The sequence below is a fragment of the Paenibacillus sp. FSL K6-2859 genome (genome assembly GCF_038008265.1).
GTDB classification, from domain to species: Bacteria; Bacillota; Bacilli; order Paenibacillales; family Paenibacillaceae; genus Paenibacillus_AQ; species Paenibacillus_AQ nitricinens.
This window is the reverse complement of sequence record NZ_JBBOYU010000001.1, coordinates 5,153,878-5,178,679: the sequence shown is the minus strand read 5'-3', so window position 1 is coordinate 5,178,679 and position 24,802 is coordinate 5,153,878. Positions and strand designations below refer to the sequence as shown.

Here is a 24,802-nt window from a genome sequence, read left to right as displayed (position 1 = left end):
ATGCACCGGGTCATTATCGTAGAAGATGAATTTATCGTGAGATATGGTATCCGGTCGATGATTAATTGGGAGACCATCGGGATGGAGGTCACCGGTGAAGCGTCGAATGGCCAGGAAGCGCTGGCGTTGATGGCAACCGGACTGCCTGATATCCTGATTACCGATATTAAAATGCCGGTGATGGACGGCATTGAGCTGATAGCCGAGGTGCGGAGGCTCTCAGCGGATATTAAGATCATCATCCTCAGCAACCTCGAAGATTTCCAGTATGCGAAGGAAGCAATTAAACACAGTGTATCCGAATATATGATCAAATCGGATATGATGCCCCGTGACTTTGAGTTAGTATTGCTTAAGCTGAAGGAAAGTCTGGAGGCAGTGCAGAAGAACACGGCAGTCCATTCTCAGGGTGTTCACCCGGAGCCGGTACATAAGGAAAGTTTCCTGATGGATCTGATTGATCGGGGGCCGGTTCAGGGTCAGATAGACAGACATAAACTCACGCAGGCGGGACTCACTGATTCACGGCCGCTGTATTTGCTACATATCAGCCTGAGCAGCGGCGTTGAGCCAAGGTATGGGCAAGGACAGACCGTGATCCGCAGTATGCTGGAGCAGATTTGGAATGAAAATACCCTCGGCTACGAAATTTTCCCTGACAGGCAGGGTGAACTCAATATTATAGTTACCACAGACCTCACGGCAAAGCCTGCAGTTGCTGATCGGATAGACCTCTTGCGCAGCCGCAGTGAAGAGCTTATTCAATGCTTATCCAGACGATGCGGCTGGACGGCGACTATAGGCATTAGTGGTGTAACCAGGCAGTGGACAGAGGTGAAGAATGCCTATGCTCAGGCCGTGGATGCAGCCAAGCAAAAGCTGTTTATGGGAAACGGGCGTGTCCTGATTCACGGGAGCGATGAGCTGCTGGCGCAGGTGGCGCCGCCTCATGCGCTCCAGATCAGCAGCCACCAGATTCAATCCATGGTGTACGCTTTCCAGTCCAGAGAGCTGACGGAATATCTGGAGCAGCTGTTCGGACAGCTTGCCGTGCGCAGGGATGCAGATCTTGTGCAGATTATTTCACTTGAGTTGCTGATGATATTAACGACCCTATGGCCCGATGTATCCAGGGATGCTGAGCAGGTTCTGGAGCTCAAGAAGCAGTATTTTGACGAGCTGGCGATGCTGGAAACGCTTGAACAGAGCCGGTTATGGTTCATGCAGGCGTTCGAAGCGCTGGTACAGCATATGAAAGATATGTATCATAGCGACCGGAACAGCATTATTAAGGCAACCCAGTATATCCAGCAGTATTACTATCAGGAAATCACGCTGCAGTCGATCAGCCGGCTTGTACATCTGAGCAAGAACTATTTCGCCAATCTGTTCAGGAAGGAGGTAGGGGAGAGCTTTCTGGAGTACCTGACCCGGATTCGGATTGAGAAAGCCAAGAACTTGCTTACTGGAGAACTGAAGGCAGGGGATGTTGGAACCTTAGTCGGGATTCAGGACCCAAAATATTTCTCCAAAGTGTTCAAAAAAATCACTGGCGTGTCCCCGTCGGAATATCGTGGGCTGGTTCGGAAGATCAGCAAATGAACTTCGTGGAAGCTTCTGTAAACGCTTACGTATATTAGCCGAACTGGATTTGAACTAAAGGGGGTGAAGTGGGATGAAAAATATGGGTCGGATGGTACCGGTTCTGCTACTGTGTCTGATCCTGCTGCCGGGCTGTGCGGATCTCTCTCCCGGGAATCAAAGCCTGCGGGAAAGTCCGGTACCTGTTGAAGTGTCCTTCTGGAATCCTTTTGGAGGCGGAGAAGGTGAATTCGTAGAGAAAATCATCAAGGATTATAATTCTTCCCAGGAAGAAGTATTTGTGAAGCAGCTCAGACTGGAATCTAACGAATATTATGCCAGGCTCAGCACTGCTCTGTCCTTCGGCAAAGGGCCGGATGTAGCCGTAGTCCATGCGGACCGGTTGTCGCCGTTTATTAAAGCCAAGCAAATCGTACCACTGAATGCTCTGGCGGAACAGGGCAGGCTCCAATTCAATAAAATCGGTGAACAGAACCTTCAGAGCGTCAGTTACGGCGGACAATATTATGCGGTACCGCTGGATACCCATTTTCATATGCTCTATTACAACAAGGATATACTGGCCAAGGCCGGATTGCTAACTCCCGAAGGAACGCCGAAGCTCGAAATGAACACCCCCGAAGGGTTCATCCGCTTGCTGCGGCAGATTGCTGCGCGGGTTCCGGGAGTACAGCCTATGGCGGTCAATACCCCTTATTTTCAGGAATCTTTCCTGGATCTGTATTATGAGTCAGGCGGGGAGCTGTTCAGTCCCGACATGAAACAAGCGGTGATTTATAATGAGAAGTCGGTGCGAGTCCTGACCTTCTACCAACAGCTGTTCGAAGAGGGATTAAGCGATCTGAATGACAATACGCCATGGGATTCCTTTTATAACGGCCAGGCTGGTTTGTGGTTTGGCGGGGTATGGGAAGCCGGGCATCATCTGAGCAATAATGCGCTTGACATAGGAATTATACCTATCCCGCCGATCTTCGGCAGCTCAGCCCACTGGGGAAGCTCACATACGCTGGTTATTCCGGCTTACGTCAGCGAAGAAGAGCAGGAAGGCGCCATGGACTTCGTGAAGTACTTCTCGGAGGTTGGCGGTAAAATCTGGGGGGAAGCAGGTCATGTCCCGGCGAATCTTGATATCGCAGAGAGCCGGGCTTACCGGGAGCTGCCTTATCGGGATCGGTTTATTCAATCTAGGGATCAGGTGAAGTTTGCCCCCAAAACCGATAAATACGCGACGCTGTTCACGGCAATGTCTGAGGAGCTTCAGAATATTGTCCGGAACCGGATCGAGCCGGAAGCAGGACTGAAAGTGCTGGAGAAGAGTCTGAATCTAATTTTGGCGAATTAATAGTTGGTGAATGGCGCCGTGCCTTCTTAGTCTCGATTCAGTATCTTTAGGTTTCCATTCTTTTATCTGTTTTTTCAGTATATGGTATATTGAATTAAATGAAAAAATAACTAAAGGAAGGTTCTCGAATAATGAATTCAGATATTAACAATTTGGTTATCGTAACAGAAAAATTAGAGCAATTCGGCATTAACTATTCCTTGGGTGGGAGTGGTTTATTACTAAGTTTGGGTCTAATCAATTCCGTTCATGACTGGGATATTATGACTGACGCACCTAAAGAAACTGTCATAGATGCTCTACGAAACTTCAAAGTTGAGGAACTAAAGAGTGGGGATTATCCTTTCGGAAGTGAGTATAAACTATTAATTCACAAAAGAAACCCTCCGGTTGAAATATTAGGAAACTTCTCGATTCATTCTACTAAAGGGCTTTGTAAAATGCCAACAGTTCCGACTTCGAGTTGGAATAGTGTTCAAGTGTCTGCTCCTGAAGTATGGTTTGTTGCCTATGCTCTAATGAATCGTACGGATAACGCAAACCTGCTATTCTCATTTTTGAAAAACAACGGAGCAAGGAATGAAATACTTAACAAACTAATGAAAGAGCCACTACCTGATGAATTATTGCACAACTTAAAGTCTCTTTTACATTAAGCGCAATGAAGGATTCCAATATGGAAAAAACTATTTCTCGAAGTGAATTTACTCATATTTATATTGAGCCAAACTTTTTAAGATCTTCAATAATCACGTATGAAAATACTCTTTTTCAGTGCTTGGCAATTCTCAAGTTCTGGAGAAGAGTTTTTTAATATGTAATATTTCATGAATCATCGTATATCGAATGGGACGTACAGTGGTGTGAGAGATTGGAGATCACTGTCGAATAACATCTTAATTTGTTGTATTATTGATTGAGCTAGTTTTCAAGATTCAAGGAGGGTTATAGTTTGCTTACACTGAGAAGAGCCGAGCCGCGTCAAAGTAAAAAGCTCAGTCTCACATCGCTGCTTACGGGCTTGGTTACGCTGGTGGTTCTACTAACCTCAAACATTCTTCTGATCGGTTCTTACGAGTCCAAGAAACAATCATTGATGGAGACTACGCTCCATTTGAATTACTACAATGCTGACCGAATGACCAAGACAATGGATTCCTTATTTCAGTCCATGCGCAGCAGTTTGGAATACAGCGCTGCCACACTTTCCGAAGACGGTGGCTCAACGCCGAAGCAAGTAGATGATAATTTGGAACTGATGCGCAATAGTAGCAATTACTTCAATTCTATCGCCGTGGTCGATGCCGACGGGCTGGTCCGCAACGTAGTACCGACTAGTTTGGGGACAACAGGCGACCATATTACTTCTAAAGTCGGTTTGGAAGCTCTGGCGTTCAAAAAACCTTACATATCCTCCCCCTATATGACCCAAACCACCAAGAGACTAATCGTTTTTATGAGTCAGCCTATCTTCAGCAACAAGGGTGCATATCGCGGTATTTTGAGCGGCACATTTTATTTGCAGGAGAACAATATTTTGTCTATGATTTTTGGCGACAACAACGTGGACGATTCTGGTTCTTATTATTATATTGTGGATGCAAGCGGGCATCTGTTGTACCACCCTGATAAACAGCTTATTGGGAAGGATGTCAGCAGTAATAAGGTTGTGCAGAAACTTATGAAAGGGGAAAGCGGAGAACAGCAAGCGCGCAACACCCGCAGCATTGAAATGCTTGCCGGGTACTCCAGCGTTCCGGCCAACGGATGGGGGATAGTAGTCGTTTCGCCGATTAGTGTCATCCATCATCAACTGATGGGCCACCTTCGGACAATTCTCGGGTATTCGTTATTTCCCTTCATTATACTCCTGATGGGCGTCATTCTCGTAGCGCGCAAGTTGGCCCGGCCTTTTGTCTACCTGGCAAACCTGGTTAGCAGGATGGGCAAGGAAAAAATTGTATTACCAGAAGCAAAGCCGCAATGGAGCCGAGAGGCAGATCTGCTGACCAAGGCTGTGTTGCTTGCCGTGACGGATATTCAGAAGCAGACGGATCAACTGACCCAAGAAGCAGTGACCGATGCTCTGACCGGTTTATTGAACCGTAGATCGTTAGAGTATACGATGAACCAGTGGATTGCCGCAGGTCAACCGTTTTCGCTCATTGTGCTGGATGTAGACAAATTTAAACTGGTGAACGATACCTACGGCCATCTCATTGGCGACGAAGTGCTGAAACATGTAGCCAAAGTTATCGTTGCCTCGTTTCGCCCAGACGATGTTTGCTACCGCTACGGCGGCGAAGAGTTCGTCATCTTACTGGCCCACACTAGACCTGAGGAAGCTTTCAACGTAGCTGAAAGAGTCCGGCGGGCACTGGAACAAAGCGGGGGTCCAATCCCGACACAGGTTACGATCTCCCAGGGAATCGCCCATTATCCTTTTCATGCATTGGAGCGGGAGGGGCTGCTGGAGAAGGCCGATCAGGCGTTATACCTGGCAAAGAGCAGGGGAAGAAACCAGACGATGGTCGCTGATGTTTGAAATAATTGCTTGGCAGCACAGTGAAAACCTTGAGAAATCAAGTTTTTTTGTTTTATATGGAGCATGTAGAAGTTGAAGTCCTGTAAAAAAATATTACTCTCAAGTATAGATTGAGGAGAAATTGACGAGATACAATAATAAAAGCTATAATTTCTCTAATGCGCAAAAAATTTCCTGAAGATAGGAGGGAGAGCAAATTAAACTAAAAGAAATTGCGAAAAAGGCAAACGTGTCAATTAGCACGGTGTCCAGGATCATGAACAATCAGGGGAATTTCAGCGAAGAGACACGCAGGAAAGTACTGGAAATTGTTAATGAACACCTAAAACCAGGTGTCGCTCCCTCCAAACTGGCAAACATATCTTATAATATAGTCGTCATCGTTCCAGGGAATAATGACTTCTTCGACAATGATCCGTCTACCTCTGCCGACTTAAATCATTTAAAGGAAGAATTTGAGGATTATGGTCATCAGATTCATATTGTGAAGCATAATACGGACTTGCAGTCCTCGCCAGCGTATAAGCTGTTAAGTGAGGAAAAAGTGGATGCAGCCATCATTTTTGATCCATTTGTTAATGACAAGGTGTTTGAAGAGTTTGAGAAACTCGGCATTCCGTATTTGCTTACGAATGGAAGAACCTATAAGATCGGTCATAACTATATTGACTATGATAACCGTAAAGGCGCTTATAATGTGATTCGATATCTGCATGAATTGGGGCATCAAAAAATTGGAATCATTGCCGGGCCTAAGCAACATCTGGTGAATTTAAACCGGCTGGACGGATGCAAAGATGCATTTCGCGATTTTAAAATGCCATGGTCCGACACTAATGTCCTAATGGGTGCATTTGATCCTGCACATGGATATGAGGCGGTGAAGCAATTGATGAGTGAGGATCCGTCCATAACCGCAATATTTACGTTTAACGACATCATTGCTTTTGGTGCGATGAAAGGATTGGCTGAGATGAACATCCGTATTCCAAAGGATGTCTCGTTAGTTGGTTTTGATGATTTAAAGCTATCGGAGTTTATGGTTCCGCCATTAACTACTGTCCGACGGTTTAGATACGATATTAGCTCTATCATTGTAAAAGTGCTGACCGAGCTGATTATGAACAAGAATATAGCGGAAGTCCAAATCAGCCTGAAGACAGAACTAATTGAGCGGGAATCATGCGCAAAAGTGGCAAATAGGGGGTAGAGGCAGGCACTCTACGCTCGATCTGAACTAGCCGTTCTTTAAATGACTACAATTTGAGGACGGCTATTTGGCGTGTCTAGAGCACACGAAAGTTGCGAAGTTGTTGCGCGAAAAATTGCCTTAAATTTTTATCCGAACGGAGGGGAACAAAGTTGGCGACGTGAAAGAAGACCGGCCTGCAGTTCTGCGAGCCGGTCTTCATAATATTACTTACTAGGATGTTTGAACATGTTGTGTGCCGTTTGGGGAGGTTGTTGTAAGAGATTGGCGGAAGAGCTTCATGTCTATAACGGCGCCCTCCCTTCGTCTCGATTCCTCAGCGGCGAAGGCCATGAGATGACTTTCCAGAGAGGCTTCCGCAGAAGTCAAGGTATTCATATATCTTTCATTTCGGAGGTCGGAAAGGAATTGTTGCATGATCCCATCGTCGCCTCCTTGATGACCACCGTCACTGGTTGGGGTATGAATGATAGACTGTGTCCCTGATGAAAATTCGAATAGATCGATACAGCCGCTTAGTAAATCACCGCGAATTTCCCCTTTGGTCCCCATGATTTGAATGGTGCGATTTATATCGCGCGTAAACCCGCACATGCTGAAAATCACGGTAACTCCATTCTCGAATTCCATATTTACCGTTTGATGATCCACTACATTATTATCCGTCCGATAGACACATTTTCCATAGGGACCATTCAATATCGCGTTCATTCTATTCGTTTCGGTAGGCGGATCTGTTATGAGTGCTGCAAAGTGATTTAATGTAGGGTCTTTCATATAAAAGCGTAATGCTGAATAAGGACAAGTGGATTCCACCTCGCACCCATCCGTACATCGGTTGGTTGATCCAGCAGGTGCATTTTCGACACGAAAGTGGCCTAAAGAACCAAAGGAACTAACTCTCTTGCAATCTGCATCGGCAATCCAACGGATTAGATCCATGTCGTGACAAGACTTGGCCAGTATCATTGGACTTGAGTGTACATCATTCCTCCAATTACCTCTGACAAAGCTATGGGCATAATGGAGGTACCCCACGTTTTCGTTATGTTGAATGGACATTAGGTTTCCGATGAAACCTTCATGAATGAGTTGCTTTATTTTTTTCCAAAAAGGGATATACCTCGAGACATGACAGATTGAAAGCAACCGCCTTTCTTCACGTGCGATCCTCTCCATTTCAATGCACTCAATCGGGTTGTTGGACATAGGTTTTTCCAGAAGAACATGATATCCCTTCCTGAGAGCGGCAACTGTGGGCAGGTAATGATTCTGATCCTGTGTGCAGATAAGGAGCGCATCACAAAGCTTAGGCCCGTTCAATAGATCTTCCCATGTTGAATAAATTTGCTCCGGGATTAGGTTGAATGCTTCCGCAAATCGCGTTCTTCTCTCGTCGTTTGGTTCGGCAACTGCGACTACCTCCGCCTCGTGGGGAAACCTCTGGACATAAGGCATGTAGGATAAAAAACCTCTTGCTCCTGCCCCTATTACAGCTAATTTGATTTTTTTCATAGAATTATCTCCTGAATGTAAGTATTTAGATTTTTCGATACCATGGCAATCGGGAAAGCGGGGCATTCACTTCGACCTGAGCCGGGCCTTCAACGATGCTTCCGTCATCACCCAGCCATTGGCCGTCCGGGAATTGTATCCTTCTAGCTGTTTGACCTTTATTCATAACTGGGGCTACCAGAATGGTCTCGCCAACCATGAATTGATCTTGAATCGTATGGAAGCCTTGATGCGGAAAGACGAATTCCAGACTACGCAGAATTGGAAGCCCATCCTCTGCAGCTTGGCTGGCAAGTCCGGATAGCAGAGGCCCTAACTCTGATCGTATCCGTACGGCGTCCATACACCAGGACAATTCAGCACCATTCAAAACCCGCCAGGGCGCCATAGAAAACTGCATCACGGGAAATAAAGCGGAGCATTGAACAAAACGGATAAAAAGTTCAGCATCAAAACGGAAATCGGGTGAATTAATGTCCCCATCCATTCCTCCGCCTACCATATCAGGGCAGTTGTAGGCATATCCCATCAGGCCCTGGGCAATAGCATTAGGGATAAGTCCGCCCAGCCCGGTCGTAGCATTCCATGTGTGCGTTTTATCGCGTTGCCGCTGAATGAGCGCCTGTCCCCCGAGTTTCCAGCACATGCGCAGTTCACTAAGCGCGTATCCGATTCCTAATCTGGCATATGACTCACAATCTTCCATTGGGCGAACAGGACGTGACCAAGCGATCTCTTTTGTAATGTCATCCATTAGGTCAGGTAATAGAGGTTCTCCTGCATCGAGTTTGAATCCGTCAACTCCATAATCTTCAATCAGCCTGTCTAACTGCTGCCTGAACCATGCCGAGCCTTCTGTGCTTGTATAGTCAACGATTGCGCTGTACCCATTCCACCATCTCCTCAGGACAGGGGCACCATCAGCATGCTTCATCAAGATGCCGAGTTCCAGTAATTGACGGAATTTAAGGCTATCGGGACTTACATACGGGCACACCCAAAGCATGATCTTAAACCCTAATTCGTGTAAGGATTTGATCATTCTAGCAGGATCGGGGAATCGGTGTTTATCAAAGTCCCATGTTCCATAGTCTTGCATCCAATTATCGTCAATGATTAACACACCAGGGGGCATGCCATTTTGAATAATGGATTTTGCGTAATTGAGGAGCTTTTCCTGTGTCGGTTCGTAAAACATTTCCACCCAGGTACAATATTGCGGTGCCGTGAAGGCTAGTTTGTCAGGTGTAACGCCGGAAGGGGGAAAATGGTTTTTAGATGCATGCTGGTACGCACCTTGAAGGGTTTCGTGTCCATCTTCAAGGCATAGCTTCTGTTTGTGATCGATGGTAAGACTGCTCTCATTAAACGAAAAGGCAAACGGCTCTTCGCACCAAATATACCTTCCAAGATTAGAAATTAATAAGGGAGAAGCTTGATTATCATCCGTCAAACGTAAGTCACGTGTATGTGGCTGGTCGCCAAATGGCATTAAATGCCCTTCGTTTATAACACCTCCCCACCAGAACTCTCCGGTTTTTTGAGGTAATACAGTAATTGTCATCGCAGACACTCCAATCTAAGTTATGAAATAATTTGCGCAATTATTTACTAACATTATGGATTAATCTATATTTCAATGCAAACCTTTTTTATCTTAATATTTAGGCATCAAATCTTTAAAATGAGGCATTTAAAGGGGAGGTAAGATTGAATTAAAATCAATATGTAGGGAGGCAAAGTGATTCGTAGTGAGAATTTACGCAAATATTTGCCTAAATAACTAATTAGGGGGATGTCATTATGAAGAAAAGAAACAAGTTTTCATTTCTGTTTCTAACTGTCTTAACTGTTTTTGCTCTGGTCACAGCTGCCTGCAGCAGCAATACTAACAATACAGCAGATAATAGTCCGAAAAGCAATGCTGGTAATGCTGAGAAAGCGACTGATAAGCCTCAAAAAAACGTAACGCTTACCTATTCCATATGGGATAAAATTCAGCAACCGGCAATGGAAGCCATTGCAAAGGAGTTTACGGCAGAAAATCCAAATATCAAGATCAAGGTCGAAGTTATTCCGTGGGGTGATTATTGGACAAAGATGTCCGCTGCCGCTCCTGCCGGTACACTGCCTGATGTTTTCTGGATGCATGGTGGTCAATTTGTCAAATATGCAACAGGTAAATTCATTGAACCGATCACAAGCAAGATACAGGCTGGAGAAATTGATCTAAATAATTATGCGGCAGACCTTGCTTCCATATATACACTGAATGGTGAAAATTACGGCATACCGAAGGATTTTGATACGATCGGTTTGGCGTACAACAAAGAGCTCTTCGACCAAGCTAAGATTCCCTATCCAGACGATACTTGGGATTATGCCAAGCTTGCCGAGGTTGCCAAGCAATTAAGTCAGCCTGATAAAGGCATCTATGGCTTTGGGGCGAAAATGGACACTCAGACCGGGTATTGGAACGATATGTTGGCTAATGGCGGGAGTATTTTATCGGCTGATATGAGTAAGTCAGGCTACGATGATCCGGCTTCCATTGAAGCTTTACAGGCCCGTTATCAAATGACTCTCGACGGCGCTTCTCCAACTCATCAGCAAATGACAGATACGGAAGCCACCGAAATGTTCAAGTCCGGCAGATTAGCGATGATTTTCGACGGATCCTGGCGGATCAGCGACATTGACAGCAGCGAAATTATTAAGGGCAAATGGGATTGGGCTAAATTGCCAAAGGGTAAAGTGAAACGAGCTAATATCATTAATGGTCTGGGCAATGTCATGTCCGCAAGTGGTAAAAACAAAGATGAGGCTTGGTTATTCCTCAAGTTCCTTGGATCTGAAAGAGCAGCGCAAATTACGGCGGAAATGGGTGCGGCTATACCGGCATTCAATGGCACTCAGGATGCGTGGCTAACTTCGAGACCTCACTTGAATCTGAAAATATTCACGGAACAGGTGGCTGATGCGACTCCGTATCCGAGCGGTTCGTTAGCTTACCCGGTATGGTTCGCGAAAGAGCCTGAGATTATGTCGCAAGCGTGGGGCGGAGCAATTTCGGTTGAGGAAGCTGCGAAGAAGGTCGCTGAGATGATGAATCAAGCGATAGAAGAAACGAAATAAGCCATTTATTTAAAATAAAGTGATTCAGGGGACGTTCTTGGAGATCAGGAACATTCCCTGATGAATAGGGAGTGGTCAGATTGAATTCCAGAAGCAGATATGTATGGGCTTATTTCATGATCGCGCCGACTCTTCTAGGCACATTGGTTTTCTGGGGCTGGCCGGTTCTTCAATCGATTCTGCTGGGATTCCAGCAGTCGGAGAATTTCGGACTCGTTAATCATTGGGTTGGATTTGATAACTATGTGAAGTTATTTAGTGATGGAGAGTTTTGGCAGAATCTGCGCAACACTTTATACTATGTAGTTCTGTTTGTACCAATAACACTTGCCCTTTCTACTTTTTTTGCTGTATTGCTAAATACGAAGATTAAAGGATTATCCGTTTACCGGGTCGTTTTTTTCTTGCCTCAAGTCACAATGCCTGCAGCGGCAGCGATGGTTTGGGTCGTCTTGTTCGCTCAGGACTTCGGGCTCATCAACCATATATTGGGAACTCGTGTAGCCTGGTTGTCTAATCCCAATTATGCCATGTTTGTGTTGGTTATCGTTGGCGTGTGGGGGGCAATTGGCTTGAATATGCTGTTGATTCTTGCAGGTTTGCAAGGGATACCTAAATCACTCTATGAAGCTGCCGAGATTGATGGTGCCAAGAGAATGGGGAAGTTTCGCTATATTACACTTCCCATGCTGACACCAACACTTTTTTTCACGAGCATCATCCTTTTGATTGGAGCAACGCAAATTTTCGACTCCATCTATCTGATTATCGGGAAGACGAATGTAGCACTTCCATCCGTTCGTTCACTTGTTTATGCCTATTACCAAAACACTTTCGTTTATTTTAATCCTAATTATGGCGCAGCAATTATCAATGTATTGTTGTTTATTAACGTCATACTGACAGGGATCCAATTTGCTCTTCAAAAAAAATGGGTCGTCTACGACTAAGAAGGGGGGAAGACAGAAGTGCAGATCACATCAGCGCGGAAGATTAACTCGATTGTTCATGTCATTCTAATGATTAGCGCTATTGCTATGCTCGTTCCATTTATATGGATGGTGCTAACTTCGCTAAAGTCAACGACGGAAGCCACGCAAATTCCGATCCGTTATTTTCCGGAGGCCCCCAACTTAAGAGGATATATAGAGGCGATCAAGCAATCGGCATTTCCGCATTATTACTTAAATACAATTTTTACGGCATTAATGAAAACCGTGTTTCCAGTTATATTTAGTTCGATGGCGGCGTATGCCTTTGCACGGATTAGATTTCCAGGAAGTTCATTTCTTTTTGCATTGATTATATCGGTCATGATGGTACCTAATCCTGTTTTCTATACGCCGCAATACATGATGATGAGTGACTTGGGCTTAGTCAATACGGTGACTGCTCTTTGGATTACCTCGCTGATCAGTCCTTTCGCAACTTTTCTTTTAAGGCAATTTTTCCTAACTATTTCTAAGGAATTGGAAGAAGCGGCAGTATTGGACGGTTGCAATCCATTTCAAATTTATTGGCATATCATGCTTCCTTTAGTCAAGTCGGCTTTAGTTGCGATTGTTATTATTCAATTGCAGTGGGCATGGAATGAACTGCAATGGCCCCTTATCATTAACAGCTCACCTGAGAAGATGACTTTGTCATCGGGTATTGCGACGTTAGTCTCCATGTTCGGAACGGATTACCCGGTATTGATGGCAGGCGCCTTCATGGCAGTGGTTCCGATGATCGTCCTCTTTTTTATATTTCAAAAGCAGTTTATCGAAGGAATTGCATTTAGTGCGCACAAAGGATAAACCGACTGTTTCCATTTGGCATTCTGAAATCGTTCACACTGATTGATAACAGCGTTAACGAGGAGGTTCTATGAATCTATTATCTGTTCAATATACTAGGAAGGCATCATTTAAAGTATTGCTCATCGTATGCTTGTTACTGAGTACGTTCTTTGGGAATGCTGCCGGCACAGTCAATGCGGACCCGGAGCAGGCGCGTGTACCCTCTAATCCATATCCCAGCCCTGCAGTGGATAGTACACTAACCAAGCATGACTTGATGTATGCCCCAAGTCCGCTCGACAATCCGTTGAAAGGGTTCGCACCTTTCTATCCTTGGGAAACGGAGACCTCATTCCCCCACAGCCTGGAATGGTATTATGTCCCTCTGAAAGCAGTGATGAACGGCCCTGATTCATACACATTTGATACCGGTATAGAGCCAGCGCTGAATGCGATTGCAGCAAGAGGGAATCAGGCAGCGATCAGGGTATATCTTGAATATCCGGGCAAAGAGGATGCAATACCGGATTTCATTCATGACAGTGGAGTGACAATGCGTCATAACGATACCTTTAACCAGATCGAGCCTGATTACGATGACCCTGCTATGGTAACTTATTTGACGAACTTTATCCGGGCTTTCGGTGCAAAATATGACGGAGATCCGCGTATCGGATTTATTCATATGGGCCTCGTTGGGCTATGGGGAGAGTGGCATACTTACCCTTATGATGAGGATGAAACGGATGGTTTGCCGAACTATATGCCTAATGCTGAAACCATCGGAACAATCTTCAATGCCTATGATTCTGCTTTCAATCAAACCAAGCTTGAGGTCCGGTATCCCGGCTTGCCGGGCGCATCGGAGTTCAATATCGGATACCATGATGACTCTTTCGGGTATAAGGAAGGTGATCCGCTGCAGAGTGTAACCCAGCCGGAGAGTATGGGCGGAACCTATTACTCGTTTTTGACCAAAATGCTGGGAGCTGGTTCGGAGAATAAATGGATCACGCAATCTGTTGGCGGAGAAGTACGGCCGGAAATTCAGAACAACTTCTTCAGCGGCGGCACTAATGTGGATAATGCAATGGATGATATTGAACTGACTCATGCAACGTGGATGATTAACCAAGGCGGTATCAGCAACTATAATGCCAATGATCCGGCCGTAGCCGCAGGCGTGAGAAAGATGGGCTACGATCTAAATGTGACGAGTGCCTACTATAATAATGTTGCCCAAGGTGCTCCGCTTAAGGTCGGAGTAGCCATTCAGAATAATGGCGTTGCTCCCTTCGCATATCCTTGGAAAGTAGAACTGGGAGTAAAGAATTTATCCGGGAAGCTTATTAAAGAGTGGGATACCTCATGGGATATGACAAAGGTCATGCCATTGCAAATCAGGACATATCCTGAATGGAATCTTCCTGGTGATCCTCAGTACACCCCATTTGGTGAACCCTATTATTTCGATACTTCTATTTCTGCTCCGGATTTGAATGATGGCTATTATTATTTAGTGATGAAGGTCGTTAATCCGTTAGAGGCCATTAGCAATAAGGCTAAAAAGGTGAGATTTGCGAATACGGACCAAGACACAGAAGGCTGGCTCAATTTGGGTCCCGTATTAATCGGGGAGAGTCATTCAACAACACCTCCGACTTCACCACCGCTGCCGCCAAAACGTCTGCTTGTGGATGATTATGATGGTACCCGGACGTGGTCCGGAAGCACCCAAAATGATCTGAATCAATGGACAGGTTCGAGCGGTTTCGCCAACGGGAACGGCGCTGGTGTTATCGAAGATGGCGCACTGGTCCTGCAGTATAAGAATATGTCACGGCTAGAAACCAACATCGGCCGGAATCTTTCAGATACGGGGAAACTGGTCATCCGCGTGAAGGGAGCTGCTGGCGGCGAGGAGAATCAGGTTAGTATCAGTATCGGCGGCGTAACAAAGACACTCGGCCAATTCAGTGGAGATACGATAACAACCAGCTATAAAGATATCGTTATCGACTTGGCTGCCCATGGAGTGGATTTATCGCAGACGATCTGGAGTGTGGCGATAGCACAAGCTACTTGGGATACTACAGGTACCATATATATTGATGAAATCTACTTCACTGATAAGTATGACTCAGATGATGATCCCGGTACTGGACCTGGAACTGACCCTGGTACTAATCCGGGTAATGGTACAGAAACACCAGGACTGATTGAGAATTTCGAATCTTATGGGGATAATGCTGCTCTTGGGCAAGCTTGGACAGAAGCGTGGAGCGATATGCCAGGCTCGGTTACACGGGCGCTGGGCCAAGCGAGCGGAAGCAAAGGCCTCAAGCTTTCGGTCGCAATCCCGGATTCGGATTGGTCGAATATCATTCATGCCATCCCTGCGGAGCTAAGAGATTGGTCCGCTTATGACGGATTAAGCCTCTGGGTGGACAATACAACAACGGATAACAAGAATTTCAGCTTAAACGTTGCGCTGCAGACGCCTGTAGCGAATGGAGAGTTCGGGCTGAAAGATGGCGGGGCTGCCTTGAAGATGGCTGCGGATGGAAGCTGGCATTCAGCGGCATTTAATGGAGGCTCGCTTAATGTTCCGGCCGGATTCAAAGGCGTTGTAAGAATCCCGTGGGATCAATTCGTACAATCTGCTTGGCAGTGCGATGGTGTTCAGGCCGACTGCGCTGCTGTGCTGGATCCTAGTGAAGTAACCGGGCTTCAGTTCGGATATCCGCCAGCAGGATATGTTCATAACGTGATCACAATTGATGACATCAGACTCTATCGCGCTGATAAAGTATTGGAGGATTTCGAATCGTACACAGATGATGCCGCTCTGCAGAACGTTTGGAGAATAGACTGGGAATCCGGTGAACCTTCTACACTTCGCACGCTTGATAAGGTTCATTATTCGAATGGCAGTCAGGCGATGAAATTCTCTGTTAAGCCTCCACCGGGCAAAGCTGCCTCCGACTGGGTCAATATCAAACGCGCAGCGTTTACCGGAACGGATTCGGATTGGTCGGTCTTTGATGGACTTACCTTCTGGATCAACCATACATCATCAAGCAATAAAAATATGGATTTGAATATCTCGCTTGTAACAGATGCGCCGAAAGGTGAGTTCTCGTTAAAAGCAGGAGGCGTCGTCAAACTCTACAATGCAGCAGAAGGCTGGAAGGCATCCACTCTTGGTGGAGGTTCCCTGTCGATTCCCCCAGGCTACACAGGAATGGTGAGAATCCCATGGAGCGCGTTTGCCCAGTCCGAGTGGCAAGGCTGCGTTGCCTGCGATGCATCGTTCGACGCAAGCAAGGTGCTGCAAATTCAGTTTGGTTTCGGTCCTGGCAATCAGGCTGATAATGTCCTCAGCATCGACCAGATTGGATTATATGCATTAGCGGGCAGAACAGGCGGATCTGGAGAAGGGCCGGAGAACCCTCCAGTTGATCATCCAAGTCAGCCAGATTGGGTAACATCGGCCGGAACTCATATCTTAAAGTATGCGCAGGCACCGGTTGATAATCCGCTCAAGGGGTTTCTGCCATTCTACGATGCTTCAGAGGAGGCTTATTTCAAAGTAGGCGATGATTGGAGAGATCGTCCTACACAGCTGCCTTACAGCTTGGAGTTCTTCTATTTGCCGCTTAGCAAGCTGATGAACAATCTGAATGACTTTGATTGGTCTGAGCTGGATAAACGGCTAGCAGCGGTAGCCTCCAGAGGTAATCAATCCGTGTTCAGGGTGTATTTGGACTACCCGAACAAACCTTCAGGTATACCGAAATTCCTGCTGGACGAAGGGCTGAAGACTTATGCTTATGATGAATTCGACAATGGCAAAGATGCCACGAGCTTAGCGCCTGACTATAATGATGAGCGTTTACTGGGCGCTTTGGATAATTTCATTAACGCGCTTGGAAATCGTTATGACGGCGACCCGCGGATCGGATCTGTGATGATCGGATTAATTGGCTTCTGGGGCGAATGGCATACGTATCCGTATGACGGGAATCTGAAATCGCCTAACCTGATGCCAACCGATGCTAACCTGAAGCGTGTTCTTACCGCTATGGACAATGCCTTCGACCAAACACAGCTCGTCCTAAGATATCCGATGGACAACAGCACACTTAAGACCAGAAATTTCGATGTCGGTTATCATGATGATTCTTTTGCCTTCCAGACACTCCCGCCAAGCCTGGGCGGACAGGGCTGGCATTTCTGGGGCAGAGTGAATGACGCAGGAGTGACTGAGTTCTGGAAGAACAACGTTATGGGTGGCGAGATGAGACCGGAAATTCAGGTGAAGATGTGGAATAATGATCCGCCAAAATACAATGAACCGTCAACTCCGATCGAAGGGGCGCAGGGAGAGGATTATTACACCAGCCTGGGCTTGACCCATGCATCCTGGCTGATTGCCCAGGGGATATTCCAGACTCCGTTGGATGCTGCATCTTTGGCGAGAGCCACTGAAGGTTCACGCAGGATGGGATATGAATATTATGTGCCCACCGCTTATCTGGACGCTTCAGATGGAAAGCTGAAAGTGGGAGTAGAGCTTGAGAACAAAGGAATAGCGCCGTTCTACTACAACTGGAAGGTAGAGCTTGCAGCCAAATCAGGAAATGACATCATTAAAATCTGGAATCCGGATTGGGATCTGAAAGACATTCTTCCGAATACGAATGGATTTGATAACAACAAGCTGTTTGTATCGGCTGATAATCCGCAATTAGGTAATGGAAGCTATGAAATATTGTTACGCTATGTGAATCCACTTGAGGAAATTAATGCTGATGCCAAAACATTCCGCTTCGCAAATGCTGAGATGGGTGAAAGCGGCTGGCTGAGCTTGGGCAGCGTAGATGTAGCGAATAGTTCTGCCCAAACCCCAGTAAGGGTTACAGGCTTAACGGCGAATACGCCGGAGCAGTTGCAATTGGCTCCAGGTGCAAGCAAGAAGCTTGAGCTCAGTGTAGTTCCGGCAGAAGCTAGTAATTCAAGGGTCGTATGGTCATCGGCAGATCCTAAAGTTGCTTATGTATCCGCCGCAGGCCTGGTCACAGCAGTAGGTGTCGGCCAAACCGTTATTACGGCGAAGTCTTCCGACGGCAATTTAGAAAAGCAATTTAAGCTGACGGTTACAGCGGATACGAACCCGCCTGCTGGAGGCGAACCGACGCCGACACCTGAAACGACTTTGACACCAGCCACATCAACACCGCCGCCAGCAGCGACATCAGCAGTACCTGTATCTGCGACGCCAGTTCCTGCAACACCAGCACCCGTAATCCAGAATAATGGAATCATTCTGGAGCTGGATGGGGCAACGTTTAAACGGACAACGAATAAGGATGGTGTAAGCGAAACAATAGCAGCCATTGATGTGAAGAAGCTACAGGATGCCTTCCTAGCCCTTCAGAACAATCCGGCTGCAGCCAAATCAGGATCAGTAATCATTAAACTGAGGAGTGACGGCGGAAGTGTGAAGGTTAACATTCCATCCTCTGCGTTTGCAGGTGTGGTGGATGAATTGCCGGAAGCATCCGTTGTGATTCAGACGGATTTCGGAAGCTACAAGGTTCCGGTCAAAGTTCTGGGAGTAGCGGCATTAGCGGCGAAGCTTGGCGTTAGCCCGGCAGATATGACCATAAGTATAGTTATAGACCGGGTTTCAGGCAGCACGGCAGAGCTATTGTCTGAGCAGGCCGGCAAAGAAGGCCTGACCTTGCTCACTCCAGCATTCGATTACAAAATCATTGCGCAAGTAAACGGTCTGTCGACTGAGCTGGACAGCTTCGGCAGCACCTATGTCGAATGCACCCTTACTCTTCCGGGATCAATTGATGCGAAGAAAACCACTGCACTCCTGTTCAGTCCGGATACAACGGCATTCAGCTTTGTTCCAGCCCTACTGCTGGATAATGGCGGGATTACCGAAGCTGTAATCAAACGGAACGGGAATAGTATTTATACGGTAGCTTCGGGCACTAAGACGTTCGCTGATCTTCAAGGCCACTGGGCAAAAGCAGACATCGAACTAATGGCCTCCAAGCGGATTATAAACGGTGTTGGAGCTAACAGCTTTTCACCAGATAATCCGGTAACCCGCGCAGAGTTCGCGGCTATTCTCGTCCGTTCCTTGGGACTTAATTCTTTAGGTAAGGTAGCCGGCTTTAAGGACGTATCTACAGGAGACTGGTATGCGGGGGCACTTGCAGCCTCGGCTGAGGCAGGAATCATTGAAGGCTTCAGTGATGGTTCATTTAGACCGGGTGAAGAAATCACCCGTGAACAAATGGCTGTCATGCTGTCCAGAGCGCTGGATTATGTGAACAAATCCGTCCCGGCAAGTGATGGGATTGACACTATTCTCAGGAAATATACAGATAACGGTTCAGTCAGTTCTTGGGCAAAACATCCGGTAGCCGCCCTGCTCACTGCCCAAATCATCCAGGGGAAATCTGCAACAATAATCGATCCAACTGCCCATGCAAGCCGGGCAGAAGCTGCTGTCATGATTAAACGGCTGCTGCAGTATGTCCAATTTATAAACTGAATAGTTGAGTGAAATACAGGAGCACATGATATGAAATTCATGTGCTCCTGTTCCAACTCAGAGGTATATACATATTGTATCCGCTTTCATATATTTAGTGTAGACTAGCAATGAGGCTCTATGGTGAAGGAGGTAGCGGTTCATGAAGAAGCCCGCTGTCACTATTATAATTGCGATCTTTTTTCTATCCATAATCTATATGTTGTACAGCGAATACTTCCGCCCGGACGTATCCGGTCCGCAAGGTTTACAGAATGCTATTGCAGTAAATGAGCTGACGTCAGATGCGCCGGCACCCTTCGTCACCTTAAAGGTGATTATGCCTGGCGATTTGTCGGCACGTATGGGTGATTTCGTTGAAAATGAATTGAATGAGAGACTTAAAAAAGATTTAAATATGAAGCTTGAATTGACTTATATCCCATGGTCCAATTATCAGCAAAAACTGGAGCTGGCCTTATCTACTGGAGAAAAATATGATCTTTTCTGGTATGGCGCACCCTTCGTCACTGTCTATAAAGGTTATATTCAACCTTTAGATGAGCTTCTGGATCGATATGGCCAGGATCTTATTGAACATATTCCCGAAGAAAACTTCAAGCAGAACGTAATCGATGGCAAGCTTTGGGCGATACCGTCTCAGGCATTTACGTCTGCGGGGAAATTCTCTTCAGTCATGGTCCGCCAGGATTTACTGGAGAAGGTCGGCATGTCAGAAATTAAGACAATCGCTGATTTGGAATTGTTTTATGAAAGAATGCAGGTGATAGATCCAAGTTATTATGGCTATCTGGAAACAGACCGAGGACATGAAATGTTGTGGCGTGAATTGACAGATCGAAACTACTCTTCTTTGGATGAGCGGCTGTTATTTATGGTTGATGAGGATTCTGGAGAAATTTTGAGTTATGTAGAGTCTGATTTATACAAAAAAGTAGCTCATTTACGAGAATCATGGGTGAAGAAGGGGATCATCGACAAGAATTTGGTGGGTAATCCGGCAGCGAAGATCGATCAGGAGAATGCAGGTAAGCTTCTTTTCCGGGTAGGTGCAGTCTCGAGGGCGATGGAGAACCTGCAAACAGTACGGAATGCCGATCCAAATGCGAGGCTCCGTGAGTATTATCTTGCTAAGGAGAAACCAAAGTTTATCACTACCCCAAGTAACGAAGCCTTTATGATTACGGCCGCAGCGGAAAATCCTGAACGCGCAATGATGTTTATGAATTGGATTCTGCAAACCCAAGAGAATTATAATTTTATTATTTATGGAGTAGAGGGAAAGGATTATGAACTGGAAAAAGGTAAAATCAAGCAATTAACCAACGACCAGCTGATGTACGAATGGATGTGGCGAAATAAGGACTATTTTATCGCACCTGCCAGTGTAGAGGACGATATTATCCATGACATGCTCAAGAATGACGAGAACTCCCGCATTTCCAAACTATTCGGATTTCATTTCAATGAGGCGTCTGTCAAGAATGAGATAGCGCAGGTAATGGCTGTCTATAAGGAAAAATTCGAGCCAATCAATTTTGGATTAGCCAATTATGAAGAATATTATCAAGATGCAATTACAGATCTTAAGAAGGCAGGTTTTGACATTGTCTTTACCGAATTAAAGAAGCAGTTCTCGGAATTTGAGCGTGGGCATCCAGATGCTGAACCCGGATTTGAGAGGACGATTGATCATGAGTAGATTCAGCATATTCACAAAACTAATTGCCACTTTGTTGATTTTACTTATCCCGATCCTGCTCCTGTTTGCAGTGTCGAATCGAACAAGCAAGGATGTACTGACGGAGGAGATTATTAAGGTAAAGCAATATCAGATTGAAACGTTCGCTAATCAGTTGGATCAGTTGTTTTTCCGGCTGGATACCTATAAGAAAATGCTGTATGAAAGTACAGATGTACGAAATTTGGCCTATCCTGATTTGCTTGATGATGTTCTGGATAAATACAGAACCAACCGAACTGTCTCTGAAGAGATAAACCGTCTTGCCGGTTATGGAGACTGGAAAGCAGTGATCGCAGTCCTCTATCCTCGTACCGGAATTGTCATCAAAAGTAACTCCAGCTTGAATGCACTCCCAAAAGTACTTCCTGCGCAGGATACATTTTGGCAATACTATTCCGATTCTAATGAGGATTATTTCCTAGGGATATTGTCTTATCCCGAAAAATCAGCGGAGTCAGGCGAGGCGCATATGAGAGTCGTGCTTAAATTTGGTGTAGCAGAATTGCGGAGAGCTCTATCTGAATTTAAAACGAATGGTTCGGGAGATCCGTTTCTGTACCATCCAGGAATGGATCCTATTTATAATTATTCCGTAAATGTTAATCAAATTGATGAATTTCTTCCCCGGCTTGGAGAGATCGACCACTCGTTGGAAAGTGGATACATGCTGCTAAAATCCGATAAGACGAGGTTTCAGGTTCATTATCAAAAACTGGAATCATTAGGGTGGTATCTTGTTGATTATGTACCTATCAGTGATATTATGGCACCTATCAGCCGGAACCAGACTATGTTTTATGTGATAAGCGGTATGCTTCTGTTTATGGGGGCATATCTTGCCTTTGTGATGTACCGGAATATTCAAATTCCATTCCGAAAACTGTTCAAGAACATGAACTTGATCGAGAAGGGCATCTATTCCGTAAGAATGTCGGACAAACCTGAAGGGGAATATCGGTTGTTGTATGAAAAATTCAACTCCATGGCGTCAAAAATAGAGGAGCTGATCGAGGATGTGTACAAAGAGCAACTCCGGTCAAAGGATGCGACGCTTAAGCAGCTGCAATCGCAGATCAATCCGCACTTTCTATACAATACCCTTGCTTATATCAAAAGTATGATTGAGTTAAATGAAGACAAGGCAGCGGTTTCGATGACTATGAATTTGAGCAAGTACTATCGTTACACGACTAAAACGGGGAATAAGATGGTACGGCTGAAAGAAGAGCTGGATTTGATTCATTTTTATCTGGAAATACATTGTATGTTAAGAGATGATTTTGAATTTCATATTGAGGTTGAGCCGCAGATGGAAGACTTGGAAGTTCCGCGGTTAATTGTTCAGCCGCTTGTCGAAAATGTAATCCTTCATTCGTTCAATAATCATTCCGACTATGGAATGATTCATATCCGCGTGTGGAGAGAGGAAGGCATGAATCATGTATCCGTTGAGGATACGGGCACAGGAATTGATTATTTAGTGATCGAATCTATCAGAATGAAGATTCAGTCCACTAACGAAGAAATAGAATCCGGACTCAAAAATGTCCATCAACGCCTGCGTTTGATGTATGGCGGTGACTCAGGCGTGCTGCTCAGTCAATCGAAGCTAGGTGGACTTTGCGTAGAATTATGTTGGAGCAGTAGGGAAGGTGAGTCTTAACCTAAGGAGGGGGAAGGGATGTACCAAATATTAATCGTAGACGATCATACCCATTTGGTTGACAGCCTGGCGATAGGACTTCCGTGGGAGCAAATGGGGATCACCAATGTCTATAAGGCATATTCCGGCGAGGAGGCCCTGGAGCTGCTGAATTACCATTCCGTTGATATTGTGGTCACGGATATTCATATGAACGGAATGACAGGGCTCGAATTGATCGCCCGAATAAATCAGAAATGGAAAAATACGAAGGCCGTTATTATAACCGGCTATGATGAATTTCAATATGCGAAGGAAGCTATCCAACAGCAAGTAGCTGAATATCTGCTCAAACCAGTCTCGAACGAGGAACTGGAGCAAACTCTTCGCAATATTATCGTTAAAATTACAGAAGAAGGAAATGAATTGTTAAATCAGCAAAAATTTGTTTACCGTTTCCGGGAGAGTTTGCCCAAATTAAGAGAAATGTTATTGTTTGATTTGATCTCCGGTAAAAATTATCCCTTATCTGTTTTGAAGGACAAGATTCAACTATACGGACTTCCCTTTTCTGTTGAGAGAGAGACCATTCTCTTATGTATGAGGGTGGAGGAGGATTACTCAAATACGGATCTTTATAGCCTCTCATTGATTGAATATGCTATGTATAACATCGTAGAAGAAGTTTTTTCGGAGAAATTTAATATCATGCACTGTAAAGATTCACATGATTATTTGATTTTTCTGGTTCAAACCAATCTGGAGCAACCAGACAAAGCGGACTCTGCGATCATAGAAGACTTGGCCAGACTCTCCCAACATCAGATCAAATTGTATTTAAAATCGAAGGTTTCCCTGGTCATAAGCGATTGGGGAGGTTTCCCAAAAGATATTCTATCCATGTACCATTCTGCTTTATCGATATATACCGATTATATTGGCTATCAAACGGAAAGCTTTTTTCATGTGACGCAAAAGAAAGAAATGTTTGAAATCCAGCCGCTGGCAGAGCTTTATCGCCCCCAGACTTTAATGGAATTAATCGATATCGAGCAATGGACGGCATTTGAGAGTAAGCTGAAACTGATATTCAGTGAACTTGAAGGGGCGGGAAGTGGAGCCCGTGAATACGGGATTGAAATATACGTTACCCTGCTGCAAGCATACGCTTATTATTTGCATAAGAAAGGTAAACGAATCTTTGAGGTGTTTGGAAGAGATATCGAAAAGATGCTGAAAATGGATGCCAGCTGGAGTGATGAACCGTTAAAAGAATGGGCCTTCAGCAGCTATGTCCAAATCAAAGCCTACAGTGACAGACGTTCGGACAATATACGCTCTGATCTGATGGAGCGAATCCGCCGGTTCATCCAAGGAAATATAAAAGATATAACTCTTCAAGCGGTAGCCGATAATGTTAATCTTCATCCCGTATACGTATCTAACCTGTTTAAACAGGAAACCGGAGAGAACTTTTCGAACTATGTGCTCCGCTTGCGAATGGAGAAGGCGGTTCAATTGTTGAAGTACAAGGATTTGAGAATCAGTCAAATTGCGCATGAAATCGGCTATCAGAAACCGCAGTATTTTATTAAGTTGTTTAAATCCCAATACGGGAAGACGCCGCAAGAGTATAAGAACAGTTTATAAAGAGGATTTATAGCGAGATAATCCTGCATGATTCTGAGGACTTTGTATTTTAGCTA

At 45.4% G+C, this 24,802-nt stretch carries 14 protein-coding genes; 12 read left to right on the top strand and 2 right to left on the bottom strand.

All coding sequences use genetic code 11. The features are described 5' to 3' along the window. From MHB64_RS23130 to MHB64_RS23110, 5 genes are all read left to right on the top strand, one after another. Positions 1–1,602, top strand: coding sequence for a response regulator (locus MHB64_RS23130; RefSeq protein WP_341135462.1), 1,602 nt, complete (start codon positions 1–3; stop codon positions 1,600–1,602). 73 nt (positions 1,603–1,675) lie between these two features. Then, the gene (locus tag MHB64_RS23125) at positions 1,676–2,947 is read left to right on the top strand and encodes an extracellular solute-binding protein (protein ID WP_341135461.1); all 1,272 of its coding nucleotides are present in this window, start codon (positions 1,676–1,678) and stop codon (positions 2,945–2,947) included. A gap of 131 nt (positions 2,948–3,078) precedes the next feature. Next, positions 3,079–3,603 carry a hypothetical protein gene (locus MHB64_RS23120; RefSeq protein ID WP_341135460.1) on the top strand — a complete coding sequence of 175 codons (525 nt, stop codon included), beginning with the start codon at positions 3,079–3,081 and terminating at the stop codon, positions 3,601–3,603. A 296-nt stretch (positions 3,604–3,899) separates the two neighbouring features. Further along, the gene (locus tag MHB64_RS23115) at positions 3,900–5,492 is read left to right on the top strand and encodes a sensor domain-containing diguanylate cyclase (RefSeq protein ID WP_341135459.1); all 1,593 of its coding nucleotides are present in this window, start codon (positions 3,900–3,902) and stop codon (positions 5,490–5,492) included. 196 nt (positions 5,493–5,688) lie between these two features. Further along, complete coding sequence (locus MHB64_RS23110) at positions 5,689–6,702, top strand: LacI family DNA-binding transcriptional regulator (protein ID WP_256989775.1); 1,014 nt, start codon at positions 5,689–5,691, stop codon at positions 6,700–6,702. A gap of 213 nt (positions 6,703–6,915) precedes the next feature. Here the strand turns inward: MHB64_RS23110 and MHB64_RS23105 are convergent, their stop codons facing one another. Next, positions 6,916–8,217, bottom strand: a complete 1,302-nt coding sequence (locus MHB64_RS23105; RefSeq protein WP_341135458.1) for a Gfo/Idh/MocA family protein — start codon at positions 8,215–8,217, stop codon at positions 6,916–6,918. A 25-nt stretch (positions 8,218–8,242) separates the two neighbouring features. Next, complete coding sequence (locus MHB64_RS23100) at positions 8,243–9,781, bottom strand: glycoside hydrolase family 31 protein (RefSeq protein ID WP_341135457.1); 1,539 nt, start codon at positions 9,779–9,781, stop codon at positions 8,243–8,245. Positions 9,782–10,020: 239 nt separating this feature from the next. Between MHB64_RS23100 and MHB64_RS23095 the strand changes: the two genes are divergently transcribed. From MHB64_RS23095 to MHB64_RS23065, 7 genes are all read left to right on the top strand, one after another. Then, entirely contained in the window at positions 10,021–11,352 is a 1,332-nt protein-coding gene (locus MHB64_RS23095) for an ABC transporter substrate-binding protein (protein WP_280786730.1), read from the top strand. Positions 11,353–11,432: 80 nt separating this feature from the next. Next, on the top strand, positions 11,433–12,302 hold the full coding sequence (locus tag MHB64_RS23090; protein ID WP_094869502.1) for a carbohydrate ABC transporter permease: 870 nt from the start codon (positions 11,433–11,435) through the stop codon (positions 12,300–12,302). Between the two features lie 18 nt (positions 12,303–12,320). After that, complete coding sequence (locus tag MHB64_RS23085) at positions 12,321–13,151, top strand: carbohydrate ABC transporter permease (RefSeq protein WP_373455836.1); 831 nt, start codon at positions 12,321–12,323, stop codon at positions 13,149–13,151. Positions 13,152–13,221: 70 nt separating this feature from the next. After that, on the top strand, positions 13,222–19,710 hold the full coding sequence (locus MHB64_RS23080; RefSeq protein ID WP_341135456.1) for an S-layer homology domain-containing protein: 6,489 nt from the start codon (positions 13,222–13,224) through the stop codon (positions 19,708–19,710). A 142-nt stretch (positions 19,711–19,852) separates the two neighbouring features. Continuing rightward, positions 19,853–21,412 (top strand): ABC transporter substrate-binding protein, encoded by a 1,560-nt coding sequence (locus MHB64_RS23075; RefSeq protein ID WP_341135455.1) that lies wholly within the window; start codon positions 19,853–19,855, stop codon positions 21,410–21,412. After that, entirely contained in the window at positions 21,405–23,117 is a 1,713-nt protein-coding gene (locus MHB64_RS23070) for a sensor histidine kinase (RefSeq protein WP_179281557.1), read from the top strand. Before MHB64_RS23075 ends, MHB64_RS23070 begins: the two co-directional genes overlap by 8 nt. 18 nt (positions 23,118–23,135) lie before the next feature. Continuing rightward, a complete protein-coding gene (locus MHB64_RS23065) occupies positions 23,136–24,746 on the top strand; it encodes a response regulator transcription factor (RefSeq protein ID WP_094869498.1) in 1,611 nt (536 codons plus the stop codon). Positions 24,747–24,802 lie beyond the last annotated feature (56 nt).